General features: G+C 70.3%; 11 protein-coding genes. 3 read left to right on the top strand and 8 right to left on the bottom strand.

Annotated elements, in window-relative coordinates; translation table 11 throughout:
- Positions 1 to 27: 27 nt before the first annotated feature.
- The 5 genes from DXT68_RS13655 to DXT68_RS13635 all read right to left on the bottom strand — a co-directional run bounded on the left by DXT68_RS13655 (position 28) and on the right by DXT68_RS13635 (position 7,568).
- Entirely contained in the window at positions 28 to 768 is a 741-nt protein-coding gene (locus tag DXT68_RS13655; RefSeq protein ID WP_045253908.1) for a LysR substrate-binding domain-containing protein, read from the bottom strand.
- Positions 769 to 811: 43 nt separating this feature from the next.
- Positions 812 to 1,219, bottom strand: a complete 408-nt coding sequence (locus DXT68_RS13650) for a DapH/DapD/GlmU-related protein (RefSeq protein WP_045253907.1) — start codon at positions 1,217 to 1,219, stop codon at positions 812 to 814.
- An 82-nt stretch (positions 1,220 to 1,301) separates the two neighbouring features.
- Complete coding sequence (locus DXT68_RS13645) at positions 1,302 to 2,075, bottom strand: DNA-formamidopyrimidine glycosylase family protein (protein ID WP_045253906.1); 774 nt, start codon at positions 2,073 to 2,075, stop codon at positions 1,302 to 1,304.
- A complete protein-coding gene (locus DXT68_RS13640; protein WP_045253905.1) occupies positions 2,075 to 2,827 on the bottom strand; it encodes an EI24 domain-containing protein in 753 nt (250 codons plus the stop codon). Before DXT68_RS13640 ends, DXT68_RS13645 begins: the two co-directional genes overlap by 1 nt.
- A 34-nt stretch (positions 2,828 to 2,861) precedes the next feature.
- Positions 2,862 to 7,568 carry an ATP-dependent helicase gene (locus DXT68_RS13635; RefSeq protein ID WP_045253904.1) on the bottom strand — a complete coding sequence of 1,569 codons (4,707 nt, stop codon included), beginning with the start codon at positions 7,566 to 7,568 and terminating at the stop codon, positions 2,862 to 2,864.
- Positions 7,569 to 7,637: 69 nt separating this feature from the next.
- Between DXT68_RS13635 and DXT68_RS13630 the strand changes: the two genes are divergently transcribed.
- On the top strand, positions 7,638 to 8,048 hold the full coding sequence (locus DXT68_RS13630; RefSeq protein WP_045253903.1) for a DUF6157 family protein: 411 nt from the start codon (positions 7,638 to 7,640) through the stop codon (positions 8,046 to 8,048).
- A gap of 2 nt (positions 8,049 to 8,050) precedes the next feature.
- Here DXT68_RS13630 and DXT68_RS13625 read toward each other — a convergent pair whose 3' ends face one another.
- Together DXT68_RS13625 and DXT68_RS13620 are read right to left on the bottom strand one after the other, a co-directional pair.
- Complete coding sequence (locus DXT68_RS13625; protein ID WP_045253902.1) at positions 8,051 to 9,742, bottom strand: ABC-F family ATP-binding cassette domain-containing protein; 1,692 nt, start codon at positions 9,740 to 9,742, stop codon at positions 8,051 to 8,053.
- 308 nt (positions 9,743 to 10,050) lie between these two features.
- Positions 10,051 to 10,707 (bottom strand): alpha/beta hydrolase, encoded by a 657-nt coding sequence (locus DXT68_RS13620; protein ID WP_244268167.1) that lies wholly within the window; start codon positions 10,705 to 10,707, stop codon positions 10,051 to 10,053.
- Positions 10,708 to 10,820: 113 nt separating this feature from the next.
- On the opposite strand from DXT68_RS13620, the gene DXT68_RS13615 reads away from it, so the two are divergent.
- Together DXT68_RS13615 and DXT68_RS13610 are read left to right on the top strand one after the other, a co-directional pair.
- Entirely contained in the window at positions 10,821 to 11,423 is a 603-nt protein-coding gene (locus tag DXT68_RS13615; protein WP_045253901.1) for a DUF4916 domain-containing protein, read from the top strand.
- A 7-nt stretch (positions 11,424 to 11,430) separates the two neighbouring features.
- On the top strand, positions 11,431 to 13,350 hold the full coding sequence (locus tag DXT68_RS13610) for a M3 family metallopeptidase (protein WP_244268166.1): 1,920 nt from the start codon (positions 11,431 to 11,433) through the stop codon (positions 13,348 to 13,350).
- Between the two features lie 36 nt (positions 13,351 to 13,386).
- Here DXT68_RS13610 and DXT68_RS13605 read toward each other — a convergent pair whose 3' ends face one another.
- The gene (locus DXT68_RS13605) at positions 13,387 to 14,454 is read right to left on the bottom strand and encodes a threonine aldolase family protein (RefSeq protein ID WP_045253936.1); all 1,068 of its coding nucleotides are present in this window, start codon (positions 14,452 to 14,454) and stop codon (positions 13,387 to 13,389) included.
- Between the last annotated feature and the right edge of the window lie 131 nt (positions 14,455 to 14,585).

The raw sequence follows: 14,585 nt of genomic DNA, 5'->3' as shown, positions 1-14,585 counted from the left end.
ACGGGGCGGGTACGGGGCGGGCGGAGGTCAGCGCGAGGAGTTGGAGGTCCGTCCGCGCACGATCCCCACGAACGTGTCGACATCGGCCGTGGTGTGCTCGCGCCGCCAGGCGAGCGCCACTGTCGAGAGAGGCCCGTCGGCCAGCGGGCGATGGTCGGCGTCCTTGCGCCGGTGCAGACGCGCCAACGAGAGCGGCACGATCAGGATGCCGGTTCCCGCGGCAGCGGTCGCCACGGCGTCGGCCACGGGCATCGCGGCGAAGCGGGGCGCGAGCGCTCCGGGGATCTCGACGGGGCCGAGCGGATCGTCCGAGAGCGTGATCACGATCTCGCCGGCGAGGTCGGCGATGGTCAGCTCGTCGGCGGCGAGAAGATGCGATTCGCGGGATGCGATCACCACGGGGGTCTCGTCGTAGAGGGCGATCACGTGTATCGCGTCATCGGTCAGTGGCAGACGGACCAGAGCCGCGTCGACATCGTCGAGAGCGGAGCGCTGATCGGCGACGTCGATCGGCACGAGCTCGAGCGGCACATTCGGCATCCGCTGCTTCCACGCGTCGATCCATTTGCCGGGCGTGGCACCGGGGATCACTCCGAGGCGGAAGGAACGCGGCTCTTCCGGAGCGTCGGTCGGCCGGTCGAACACGACCTTCGCGGTCTTCTTCGGCGGCTTGGGCGGCGGGAACCGTTGGGCGGGCGCTGCTCTGTTGCGGCGCACGGGAGAACCCTTGCCGGCGCGCCCCGCCGGTCGCCGTCCCTGTGTCGCCATGTGATTCAGGGTACCCGCCCGATCGGCGGACGGACGGCCGGTCTCAGGCGGCGAGCCACAGGCCCTTCGGGTCCGTGGCGACGGTGAGGCCTGCGGCGACCGTCTCGTCGTCGCCGATGCGTGCGCCGCGTACGATCCGCGCACCCGCCCCGACCTCGGTGCGGACGCCGATGTGCGCGCCGTCGCCGACGGCGGCACCCTGGCCGATGTGTGCGTGCGCGTCGACGTGCGCACCCTCGCCGATCACGGCATCCGGTTCGATCCAGGCGCCTCGGGCGACGGTGGCACCGGCGCCGATGCGTGCGCCGGGCTCGATGTACGCGCCCGCCTCGATGTGAGCCTTCGGATGGACCTTCGCGCCGTGTGCGACGAGACCTCGACCGTTCGCGTGCTTGCGGTAGCGCAGCGTGGCTCCCTGGTCGTTCTCGATGTCGACGTAGTTCTTTCCCACGATTCCTCCCCGTGTTCCGGAGTTCTCCGGATATATCAATAACCACGGGTGGGTCCGGTTCATTCCCGAGAATGGATGCGGGTCATCTCTGACAGTTCGGACACCAGAAGGTGATGCGCTCGCGGGTCGGATCGGCGCCCTGCTCGCCGCGTCTGATGAGTGTTCCGCAGCGGCGACAGGGGCGTCCGGCCCTGCCGTAGACCCAGGTGCCCTGCCCCGGTCGGTCGACGCCCGTGAACGTCCGGTGCCGTCGATCCCGGTTCACGCGGATCGTGCGCACGCCGAGCTCGATCAGTGCGGCGACATCGACCTCCGGCGCGGGAGCGGTGGGCAGGATTCCTCTCAGGAACAGGAGTTCCGCCGCATACTCATTGCCGAAGCCCGCGACGTTGCGCTGATCGAGCAGGGCCACATGGATGCTGCGGGCGTCGGCCGCGACCCGGCGGACCGCCTCGGCGGCATCCCAGTCCGAGCCGAGCGGATCGGGGCCGAGGTATCCGACCAGCTCCTCCTCATCGCGCGTGGGCACCAGCTCGATCTCCGCGAGGTCGATGCCCACGGCCTCGTGCCGCGCCGTCCCGACGACGGCCCGCACCTTGAACGCCGGATGCCGCCATCTCTCGCCTGCGCGGTACACGAGCCACGCGCCGTCCATGCGCAGATGGGAATGCAGCGTGCTGTCGCCGATGCGCAGCAGCAGATGCTTGCCGCGCGCCACCGACGAGACGATCGGCTGGCCTGTGAGGTCTGCGGTCGCGAAGCGGGGGACCCGCAGATCGAAGCGGGTCACCTCGTCGCCGACCAGGGCCTCGTCGAGGCGTCTGGCGGCACGGAAGACGGTATCGCCCTCGGGCATCAGCCGGGGACCGTGGCGAGGGGAGTGCGCTGCAGCATCGTGCGCGCCAGCGTGGTGGCCCCGGCGACTGCGGCGGGCATGACGGCCACCGCACCGCCGGGGATCAGGAAGCACAGCTGTGTCGCGACGCCGAACCCCAGCACCCGCGCCCTGCTTCCGCGGAACAGGGCCGCGCGGTCGGCGGGGCTGAGATCGCGCGCGTCGAAGGCCCGCCCGGTGAGCTCGCGTGCGAGCATGCGCCCCGACAGCACGACTCCGGAGATCGGCCCCAGGAACCCGCCGACCAACGGCACGATCCCGAGCAGCAGCACCAGGACCGCGATCAGGATGCCGAGCAGGACGAGACGGATGCCCTCCCCGACCGCCGTCCAGAAGCCACCGCCGTCGGCGGGCGGCGGATCACCGAGGTCGACCTCGACCGCGCGCCAGATCCTCTGATAGAAGGGGTCTCCGATGGCCAGGGCGAGAGCGCTGAACACCGCGCTCGCGAGCGCGAGCGCCGCGGCGAAGACGACCACGCCGACCGCGAGGCGCAGCGCGGTGCGCCATTCGGTCGCCCACCCGTCGGCGAAAGGGGTCAGGGCGTCGGCCACGACAGGCAGCGAGAGGGCGAGCGGCACGAGCCCCGCCAGCAGCACGATCGCGGCGATCACCCCGGGCACGAGCCCGAGCGCCATGAGGCCGGGGCGGCGACGCCACGTGCCGAAGCCGCGCAGGAGCAGACGGACGCCCTCGGCGAATTCGCGGATCATGGACCCAGCCTAGGAGCACTCGGCATGGCGCCCGTCAGATCGCCTTGCGCAGTGTGTAGCCGCGGGGGGTCGCCACGAAACCCGCCTCCTGCAGGGAGACCGCGAGGTCGGTGCCGTATACGCCGTCGCCGTTCACCTTCTCGACCGTGAGGGTGTCGAGACGGCGTGCCCGGGCGGTCGCGGACAGATCTGCGGCCGCTGCCCGCAGCACGTCGGTGTCGTCGGTGAAGCACAGCACGGTGCGACCGCCCCGTTCGAGGTAGAGCACGAGCGAGCCGTCGACGAGCACGACCAGGCCGCCGGCCTTGCGCCCGGGTCGATGCGACACCTCGTCGCGCTTCGGCCACCCGAGCGCGGCACCGTAGGGGTTCGCCGGGTCGGTGGCCGCCAGCGTCACCGCGGTGCGCGGTGGCGGATCGGCGAGACCGGCGAAGGTGCGCAGGCGGTCGACGGTCGCGGAGGCGGCGAACTGCGCCGCACCCAGCTTCTCGATCACGTACCCGCGACGGCAGTGCCCCGCCTCCTCGAACCCGGCGAGCACGCGATAGGTCTGGGCGAACCCCCCGGGCACGCCCTCGGCCTGCACGGCTCCGCGGGTGACGACGCCGTAGCGGTCGAGCAGCAGCCCGGCGATCACGGTCGCCCTGCGCGCCGCATCCGTCTCGACCGTGGGCAGCAGCGACCATCGCCCGCCGACGGAGCTGGGGCGTGGTGTCGTGCTGCGCGTCAGCGACATCCCCCGGTAGGTGCGGGTGCGCGGCGCGCGTCGGGTGACGCGGTGGGCCTGCGAGCCGCCGGCCAGCAGCGAGCGGATCGGGGCGAAGGTGTCGTTGGTGACCCGGCCGGACCACGTCAGGTTCCACAGCGCCTCGAGCACCGACTGCTCGTTGTCGGCGGCGACCATGTCTCTGAGCTGGCCCGCGAAGTAGGCGCCGCCGGCGCCGAGAGCGTCGAGCACCCGCGCCTCGAGGGAGTCGGCGGCGAGCTCGTCATCGGGCTCGGGCAGCGTGAAGGGCGCCAGATCTGCAGGATGCAGCGACACCCAGCCGTCGCGACCGGGAAGCGTGCCGTGTCCCGACCAGATGACCTCGCCCGCCGCGGTGAGCTCATCGAGCAGAGCAGGGGAGTAGTCGCGCACCCGGGAGGGCAGCACGAGCGACTCCCAGGCGCTCGCCGGGATCGGCACCCCCGCGAACTGCTCGATCACGGCGAGCACCCCGTCGACCCCCTCGAGAGGGCGGCCGAGGTGCTGCCAGTCGGGGAGGAACCGCGCGAACGCCTCCGGTGACACCGGTTCGACGCTGCCGCGGATGGCGGCGAGCGAGCGCATCCGCAGGCGGCGCAGCACCTCGCTGTCGCACCACTCTGTGTCGTCCCCCGAACCGCTCCCCGAGCCCGCCGAAGGGTCGGGCAGGAAGAAGCCGCTCGTGAGTCTGCCGGAGTGCTCGAGGCGCTGCAGCGTGTGCCGCGCGACAGCCGCGCCCAGACCGAACCTGGTCGCGATCGCGGTCGTCGTGAACGGGCCGTGGGTGCGTGCGTAGCGTGCGACGAGGTCGCCGAGCGGATCTGCGAGCGGCTCGAGGAAGGCGACGGGTATCCCCGTCGGCAGTGCGGCGCCGAGTGCGTCGCGCAGCCGCCCGGCGTCTTCGATCGCGGCGATTCTCGTGGTGCCGGCGACGGTGACCGGGATCGCCCGTCGTGCCGAGACGAGTGCGTCGAGATGCTCCGCCGCCGATCCGGTCTCGGGGTCGAGGCGCGCGTCGATCTCTGCCGCATCCATCGGGCCGAGCATGCGCAGCAGATCGGCCACGCCCTCGAGTCCGCGCGCCCGACGGTCGGGATCGAGGCGCTGCGCCTCACGCTCGAACTGGGCGATCACCTCGGGGTCGAGCAGCTCGCGGAGCTCGACCGTGCCGAGCAGCTCGCCCAGCAGGGCCGGGTCGACCGAGAGGGCGGCCGCACGGCGCTCGGCGAGCGGCGAATCGCCCTCGTACATGAACGCGCCGACGTAGCCGAACAGCAGATCACGGGCATAGGGCGACGGCTGCGCGGGCTGCGTCTCGACCAGTCGGATGCGCCGATCGGCGATCGACACCGCGAGCCGGCGCAGCGAGGGCAGGTCGTACACGTCCTGCAGCACCTCGCGCAGCGTCTCGAGGATCACCGGGAACGTCGGGTGGCGCCTCGCGACCTCGAGCAGCTGCGCGGAGCGCTGACGCTGCTGCCACAGCGGCGTGCGCTTGTTCGGATTCATGCGCGGCATCAGCAGGGCCCGTGCGGCGCACTCGCGGAATCGCGACGCGAACAGCGCCGACCCGCCGACCTCCTGCGTGACCAGCTGTTCGAGCTCGTCGGGGTCGAACACGAAGAGCTCGGCTCCGGGGGGCTCCGCCTCGGCATCCGGGATGCGCACGATGATGCCGTCGTCGCTCGCCACGGCCGACCCCTCGACGCCGAGCCGCTCGCGGATTCGCGCGTTGATCGCGAGAGCCCACGGCGCGTGCACCTTCATGCCGTACGGGGAATGGAGGATGACCCGCCAGTCGCCGACCTCGTCGCGACCGCGCTCGACCGTGAGCGTGCGGTCGGTGGGCAGCGTGCCCGTCGCCTCCCGCTGCTCGGTGAGATGGGCCATCAGGTTCATCCTCGCCTGCTCGTCGAGCCCGGCCTCGATGAGTCGCTGGGCGGCCTTCTCGGGCGTCGCCGCAGAGACCTCCCGCGAGAACCGGCCCAGCGCCTCGCCCAGCTCGAACGGCCGGCCGATGCCGTCGCCGTGCCAGAAGGGCACCTTGCCCGGCTGTCCGTATGCGGGGATCACGTTCACCCGGTCGTGGGTGATCTCGGCGATGCGCCAGCTCGTCGTGCCCAGGGTGAACACGTCGCCGACGCGGGACTCATAGACCATCTCTTCGTCGAGCTCGCCCACACGGGCGCCCGTCGACTCGCCGGCGACGAACACGCCGAACAGTCCGCGGTCGGGGATGGTTCCACCGCTGGTCACGGCGATGCGCTGCGCGCCGGGACGGCCGGTCAGGGTGCCCGCGTCGCGGTCCCACACCAGGCGCGGTCGCAGCTCGGCGAACTCGTCGGAGGGGAATCGCCCGGCGAGCAGGTCGAGCGTCGCCTCGTAGGCCGAGCGGGGCAGCGACTGGAACGGCGCCGACCGGCGAACGGTCTCGAACCACTCCTCGACGCTGATCTCGCCGAGCGCGCAGGCCGCCACGGTCTGCTGCGCGAGGATGTCGAGCGGATTGCGGGGCACCTGGATCGCCTCGATCTTGCCGGCCAGCATGCGCTCGGTGACGATCGCGGTGTGCAGCACGTCGCCGCGATGCTTGGGAAAGAGCGCCGCACGGCTGATCTCGCCGACCTGGTGGCCCGCGCGTCCGACGCGCTGGAGTCCCGAGGCCGCCGACGGCGGAGCCTCGACCTGGATCACCAGATCGACCGCTCCCATGTCGATGCCGAGCTCGAGGCTGCTCGTCGCGACGACGCAGCGGAGCACGCCGGACTTCAGCTCCTCCTCGACCTGCGCCCGCTGCTCCTTCGACACCGAACCGTGGTGCGCCTTCGCCAGCACGGGGTCGGCGCCCGCTGTGGCACCCGCCTGCGCCATCATCGCGGCGGGCACGGTCGCGTCGGGCAGAGCGACGCCGATGCGCTCCGAGTAGATCTCGTTCAGCCGGCCGGTGAGGCGCTCGGCCAGCCGTCGGGAGTTGGAGAAGACGATGGTCGACTTGTTCTGGAGGATGCGGTCGACGATCGCCTCCTCGACGTGCGGCCACACCGAGCCGGTGACTTCGGTGTATTCCGCGTCGCCGCCGTCTGCGGCGCCCTTCGGCGCGCCGGGCGGAGGGGGCGGGTTGGTCATGTCGTCCATCGGGACGACGACGCCCAGCTCGAACGTCTTCGACGCCGGGGGCGCGACGATCTCGACGGGGGCGGCCCCGCCGAGGAAGCGCGCGACCTCGTCGATCGGTCGCACCGTCGCCGACAGGCCGATGCGCTGGGCGGGCTCCTCGTGGCCATGCGAGCGACGGAGCGCATCGAGGCGCTCGAGACTGACCGCGAGGTGGGCGCCGCGCTTGGTGGCGGCGACCGCGTGCACCTCGTCGATGATCACGGTGTGCACGTCGCGCAGTGTCTCGCCCGCCCGGCTCGTGAGCATCAGGTAGAGCGACTCGGGGGTGGTGATGAGGATGTCGGGAGGGTCGGAGACCAGCTTGCGCCGATCGCTCGAGGTCGTGTCGCCTGAGCGCACGCCGACCGTGACCGCGGGGGCGGCGAGACCCAGTCGTCGCGCGGACTGACCGATCCCGATGAGGGGCGAGCGCAGGTTGCGCTCGACGTCGACGCCCAGTGCCTTCAACGGCGAGATGTAGAGGATGCGCGTGCGCGAGGTGCCGTCCTTCGCGGTCGCGGCCTTCGTGGTCGCGTCTTTCGTGGTCGCGGCCTTCGCGGTCGAGTCCTTCCTCGTCACCGCCGTCGTGACCGTCGGCGTCGTGACCGTCGGCGTCGTGACCGTCGCCGGGGCGCCCGCGCCGCGCTCTCGGAAGACGCTGTCGATCGCCCACAGGAACGCCGACAGGGTCTTGCCCGACCCGGTCGGCGCGACCACGAGCGCGTGCTTGCGCGCCGAGATGGCCGTCCATGCGCCCGCCTGTGCGGGAGTGGGTGCGGGGAAGGCCCCCCGGAACCAGTCCTGTGTGGCGGGGGTGAAACGGTCGAGCACGTCGCTCATCACTCCATCATCACCCCGGCCACCGACATCGGGCTCGCCATTGTCCGTGGCCAGGCGCATCCTGTATGCATGGCGTCGCACACCACCAACTATCTGAGAACCTTCATCGAGGTCGCTGAGGACTGCCCGGTCGATCACGCCGAAGAGCCGCCCGCGGGCGATACGCCGACGATCGCCGCACTGCACTACCGGCTGATCGCCGAGCAGCCCTACGGTCGCACCTCCGACGATGTGCTCTTCGCGACGCACGCGCTGCGCCACGGCATCCCTCTCGACGACGCTGCGGCGCGCGACGCGTTCTTCTCGAAGGGTCAGCCGTGTCTGCGCTCCTCACCGCTCGGCAAGCGGTACGGCTGGGGGATCGATCACGACGACGAGGGGCGTGTGGCTCTGGTGCCACGCGAATCCGACGACTACGCGCTGCGCGCGGCCGACCCCGCGATCGCCCATACCAGGGCGATGCGGAGTCGGCGCGCATGAGGTCACCGCTCGGCGAGTGAGCCGTCCGGCAGGATCTCGAGAGTGAGATCGAGCCCGAGACGGCGCAGGAACGCGTCGTCGTGGCTCACGACGAGCACGGCGCCGCGGTAGGCGCGCAGCGCCTCGACCAGTTGATCGACGGTGTCGATGTCGAGGTTGTTCGTCGGCTCGTCGAGAACCACGAGATGCGGCGGAGGATCGGCGAGCAGCAGCGACGCCAGCGCCACACGGAAGCGCTCGCCCCCGGACAGCGCGGCGACCGGTCTCTCGGCGGTGGCCCCTCGGATCAGGAACCTCGCCAGTCGGTTGCGCAGCTCCTTCTCGGGCACGTGCGGAGCGGCATCCGCGATGTTCTCGAACACCGAGCGGCCCTCATCGAGCCCGTCGACCCGCTGCGGCAGATATCCGATGCGGTCGGTGAGCGCGGTCGCCGTCAACGCCGGTCGTTCCGCATTCAGCAGGGAATCGTCGAGAGCATCCGCCGCGCCGTGAGTCGGACGGATCGGCGGAATCTGTGCTGAATTGTGAACGCTGCCACCACCATCGGCATCCGCCACCAGACGCTCGAGCAGCGTCGTCTTGCCGGCGCCGTTTCGCCCCACCAGCGCGACGCGGTCGGGGCCCTGGATGATCCACGACCGCTCCCCGTCGCCCAGCGTGGCGATCCGTCGTCCGCGCGAGACGTCGGGATCGGGAAGCTCGATCTTCATCGATGCATCCGCGCGCAGCCGCCTCCCTGCCTCGTCGAGCGCAGCGCGGGCGGCATCCTCCTTCGCGCCGACCTCGGTGCGCAGTCTCCCGGCCGACACTTCGGCCGACATCCGGCGTCCGTGGGCGATGATCTTCGGCACCCGCTTCTCGATCTCGGCCTTCTTCGCCGTCCGGGCGCGGTGCGCGAGCTTGACCTCCGCCTCGATGCGCTGGCGTCTCTCCTTGCGGAATTCCTGCTTGGCCGTGACCTCGGCCTGCCGCGCGGCCTCCTGCTCGGCATCCAACCAGGCGCGCCACTGGGAGTACGGACCGCCGAACACGCTCAGCGTGCGGCCGTAGAGCTCGGCGGTGTCGTCCATGAGCTCGAGCAGCGACAGGTCGTGGCTCACCACGATCAGTGTGCCCTTCCACGAGGCGATCATGGCCGCGAGCCTCGATCTGGCCTCGCGGTCGAGGTTGTTGGTGGGCTCGTCGAGCAGCGTGATCGGCGCACGCCGCAGTCGGATGCCGGCGATCGCGACCAGCACGGCCTCGCCGCCCGAGAGCTCCCCGACCGTGCGGTCGAGGACGTCGGGCGAGAGGCCGGCCTCGGCGAGCGACACCTCGGCGCGCGCTTCGATGTCCCAGTCGTCGCCCACCGCGTCGAAGTGCGACGGGTCGACGTCACCGGAACCGATCGCGCGCACCGCATCGAGCGCGTCGGCGACGCCGAGGAGCTCGGCGACCCTGCGGCCGGTGTCCAGCGTGAGCTGCTGCGGGAGATAGGGGACGTCGCCCGACGTCGTGAGCGACCCGGAGGTCGGGCTCAGCTCGCCGGCGATCAGGCGCAGCAGGGTGGACTTCCCTGCGCCGTTGCGGCCGACGAGGCCGGTGCGCCCTGCGCCGAAGGATCCGGAGACGGCGTCGAGAGCGACCGTGCCGTCGGGCCAGGTGAATGAGAGCCGGTCGAGGGTGACCGACGGGTGAAGAGCGGGGACTGACATGGTGTCTCCTGTCGAGTGCGAGGGTGCACTGACACCGGGGTGCCCGAAGACTCCCGCCGGGGCGGGATGCCGTCGCGAAGGACGGCGGGCGGTGGTCGGCCGTGGAGTCGGCGATCGTCGGGTCAGCGCGCGGAAGAATGGGCGCGGAGGCGACGGATCAGATCAAAGGACTTCCAGACACGGCGGACAGGACTCCACGACGATACCCGGGCGTGTCGAGGCGGCGCAACCCCGGGCGTGTCGGATTCGGGGATCTCGCTCCGAGGAGTCCCGGGTCTCGCTCGGATCGCTCCGGGGTCGCTCCGCGGTCACGCCTGAGCGGCTCGCTCCAGCCACTTCGAGAGGAAGGCGTGGACGTCGCGCAGCTCGTCTTCGGAGATGCTGTGCGTGAGGCCGGTGTACACGCGGCCCGACAGCTCGGAGTGCGCGGGGAGCCACTGCGCCGTGTGGGCGACACGTGCCTCCGGGATCACCTGGTCGTTGGTGCCGCGGCCCCAGAAGACATGCGGCTTGCGCCGGGCCAGCGCCTCGTCGTGCGGCAGGTCTCCCGCGGCGACGTAGCCGCTGAGCGCCACGACCGTGTCGACGCGGGCGGGGTCGAGGCGCATGGCCTGCAACGCCACGGCGGCTCCCTGCGAGAACCCGAGCAGGGCGACGCTCGAGGCATCGGCCGCGGTCTCGTCGAGCCAGCGCAGGAGCGCCTCCGCAGCGGTGGTGACGGATTCCGGGCTACGGCCGTCGAGACCCTCGATGGCGTACCAGGAGCGTCCGGGCATCGGCCACGGGGGAGCGAGCGGGGCGGCGACGGATGCCAGGGCGATGCCCTCGGGTAGATACGGCGCGAGGCCGAACAGGTCGTTCTCGTCGGCGCCGTAGCCGTGCAGCAGCACCAGCAGCGGCATCCCCGCCCGGTCGGGCACGGACCAGCGCGTGAGGGTGTCGTCGATCGTCAGTGCTTCGCTCACGACCCCATCCTGCCAGGGGGTCCGGACACCCGCTCGGGCGTCGGGTGGATCGTATGGCGATCCGCCGGGTGAAGTCCGTGTCGCCCCGAGGGCGCTGCTGGTAGAAAGGACACATGGCTGTCCGCACACCTGACCCCGAACCCGAACCCGACGACGGGATGGACGACTTCGGAGATGCGAAGCCGCCGGCGCGCGACACGAACCCCGGGTGGCTGAGCGAGTTCGAGCTGGCGGAGGCGCGACGCCACCTGCCCATGATCTACGTCGAGGCGATCCCGGTGCGCACCGACGGGTCGGGGCAGGTCACGGAGATCGGGATCCTGCTGCGCTCGACCCCGATGGGCGAGATGACGCGCACGATCGTGTCGGGGCGCGTGCGGTTCGGCGAGACGATCCGCGATGCGCTCTTCCGCCACGTCGAGAACGATCTCGGGCCCATGGCCTTCCCGCTGCTCCCCCCGCAGCCGCTGCCGTTCACGGTCGCCGAGTACTTCCCCATGCCGGGGGTGAGCGCGTATCACGACGACCGGCAGCACGCCGTCTCGCTGGCGTTCGTCGTTCCGGTGACGGGCACCTGCGAACCCCGCCAGGACGCTCTCGAGGTCACCTGGTTCTCGCCGGAGGCCGCGGGCTCCGATGCCGTCGCCGCCGAGATGGAGGGCGGTCGGGGGACCCTCATCCGTCAGGCTCTGGCCAACCTCGGTCTGCTGCGCTAGCCGCTGAGTGACTGAGCGTCTGTTGGAACCGATCGGCTTTCCCAGCGCGTCGGACGAGTGGATCGCTTTCGCGCAGGAGAGACCCCGGCGACGCCTCACGCGAATCGACGACCTTGTCGCAACCCTGTGCGACGGTTCCGACCGATCAGCGCTGGAATCGCTCACGATCTGGAACGATCTGCAGATAGATCTCACTGCGGTGAGGAACGAGGCAGAGCTGCTCAGTGAGGTGCACCCGGATCGCGATGTGCGAGAGGCCATGGAAGCGGTGCTCACGCAAGCGCAGGCGAAGGCGTCTTCGATGATGGCCGATTCTCGGCTCGCCGATCTTTTCGCCTCGACAGGGGAAAGTGGCCTCGATCCGGCGGCGCTCCGCGTGCATACTCACCTGCTCCGAGACTTCCGGCGCGGCGGCGCGTACCTCGATCAAGAAGCACGCCACCGTGTCGCCGAGTTGGCTGCCCGTGACAGCGAACTGAGCGTCCGGTTCTCGCGCAACATCCGCGAGGGCGGTCGACGGATACGGGTCGATCCGGCGGCGCTCGTCGGACTGCCGGATGACTTCGTGAAAGCGCACCCGGTCGGGGATGACGGTCGGGTCGCGCTTTCGACCGATGCCACCGACTTCATGCCGGTGCAGCGCTATGCGAACGACCGCGAGTTGCGCATCCGGCTGGCGAAGGAGAGAGCCGACCTCGCCTGGCCCGACAACGATGCGATCCTCGAAGAGCTTCTCGAGGTGCGTCGGCAGAGAGCGGAAATCCTCGGGTACGGCACATGGGCCGACTACGAGGCTGACGGGCGTATGGCCGGTTCAGCGGACCGAGTGTCTTCGTTCTTGGACGAGATCGATGCTGCGTCCGGCCCGGCCGCCGAGCGAGAGTATCGAGTGCTTCTGGACCGGCTGCGTGAGGAAGAACTCGATGCGGATGCGGTCACGATCGCCGACCAGCCGTACTTGCTCAGGGCCTTGCACGCCGAACGATTCGATGTCGACGCGCAGAAGGTCCGGTCGTACTTCGACTATGAGAAGGTTCTGCGTGGGGTGCTCGAGATCACCGCGATGCTGTGTGACGTGGACTTCGTAGCTTCGGATGTTCCTGCCTGGCACGAGGACGTCCGAAGTTTCGACGTGAAGCGAGGAGGCTCGCGCCTCGGGCGCATCCACCTCGACATGCATCCGCGCGGGGGAAAGTTCAATCACGCCGCGTGCTTCCGCATCGCTCCCGGTATCCGTGGCCGGATTGTCGCCGAAGCCGCGCTGGTGTGCAACTTTCCGACCGGGCTCATGGAACACAGGCAGGTGCAGACCTTCTTTCATGAATTCGGTCATCTCATGCACGAGATCCTCGCGGGGCAGCACGATTGGGTGGAGTTCGCGGGCATCGCGACGGAGTGGGATTTCAGCGAGGCACCGAGCCAGATGCTCGAAGAATGGGTGTGGGACGCCGATGTGTTGCGCACCTTCGCGACCGACGCCTCAGGGGAACCCATCCCTCACGATCTCGTCGAACGGATGAACCGAGCTGATCGCTTCGGACGAGCGCTGCTCGTTCGCACTCAACTCGGGCACGCCAGGGTCTCACTCCACTTGCACGTCGACGACCGACGGGACCTTGCAGCGGCAACGGCGCACTGGTACGAGGTCTCGACCCCTGTCGCTCGACTGAACGGATCTCACTCGTACGCGGCTTTCGGCCACCTCACGTCTTACGGTGCCTGCTACTACACCTACCAATGGAGCCTCGTGATCGCGCGCGACCTGCTCAGCGGGTTCGTGGACGGTCTACTCGACCGCGAGGCTGCCGCTCGATACCGGCGCGAGATTCTGGAGCCCGGGGGCAGTAGAGACGCAGCGGATCTCGTGGCTGCCTTCCTCGGCAGGGGGTTCAGCGTCGATGCGTACCGCGCCTGGCTCGACGGATGATGCCGCCGAGCCGTTGCTGCGGCGCCGCGCCGAGGCTCAGCGGGCGGTGAGGCGCGCGAGCTCGGCGACGAACTCGTCGACGTCGGACTCCTCGGTGTCGAAGCCGCACATCCAGCGGACCTCGTTGCGTGCGGCATCCCAGTCGTAGAAGCGGAACTTCTCGCGCAGCAGATCGGCGACGCCGTCGGGGAGCTGTGCGAACACGCCGTTCGCGTGGGTCGGCTGGGTGAACGAGACCCCGTCGATCGTGCCGTCGGCGATGCCCGCCTCGATCGCGCCGCGCAGTCGCTGCGCCATCGCGTTCGCATGCCGGGCGTTGCGCAGCCACAGGTCGCCCTCGAGAAGCGCGATGAGCTGGGCCGAGACGAAGCGCATCTTCGACGACAGCTGCATGTTGAACTTGCGCGAGTACTGCAGTCCGTCCGATGCCTCCGGGTTCAGCACGACGATGGCTTCGCCGAGCATCGCGCCGTTCTTCGTGCCTCCGAAGCTGAGCACGTCGACGCCGGCGTCTCGGGTGAACGCACGCAGAGGCAGGTCGAGGGCGGCCGCGGCGTTGGAGATGCGGGCGCCGTCGAGGTGCAGCCGCATTCCGCGCTCGTGCGCGTGGTCGGCGAGGGCGCGGATCTCGTCGACCGAGTAGACGGTGCCGAGCTCGGTCGACTGCGTGATCGAGACGACGAGCGGCTGCGCGCGGTGCTCGTCACCCCAGCCCCAGGCCTCGCGGTCGACGATCTCGGGCGTGAGCTTGCCGTCGTCGGTGGGCACCGCGAGGATCTTGAACCCGCCGATCTTCTCCGGCGCTCCGCCCTCGTCGACGTTGATGTGCGCGCTGGATGCGGCGATCACGGCGCCCCATCGCGGCAGCATCGACTGCAGTCCGGTGACGTTCGCCCCCGTGCCGTTGAACACGGGGAAGGCTCGGACGCCGTCGCCGAAGTGGGTCTCGAAGACCTCCTGCAGGCGCGCGGTGTAGGCATCCTCGCCGTACGCCACCTGATGGCCGCCGTTCGCCGCCGCGATGGCCGCGAGGACTTCGGGGTGGACGCCGGAGTAGTTGTCGCTGGCGAAGCCGCGGACCGCGGGATCATGCTGAATAGTCACCACCCAAGCCTACGGGGGCATTCCGGTCCGATCTGCGGAGCGCGTCCCGATCCGCTGCTCCTTCCGCCGGATTCGTCCGCAGTTCGGGACCGCGTCCGCAGATCGCGCAGGGGCTACCGGATGTCCGAGGC

This window comes from Microbacterium foliorum, assembly GCF_003367705.1.
In the GTDB taxonomy this organism is placed as follows: domain Bacteria; phylum Actinomycetota; class Actinomycetes; order Actinomycetales; family Microbacteriaceae; genus Microbacterium; species Microbacterium foliorum.
Note: the sequence above shows the minus strand (reverse complement) of the source record. Positions and strands in the feature narration are given on the sequence as shown.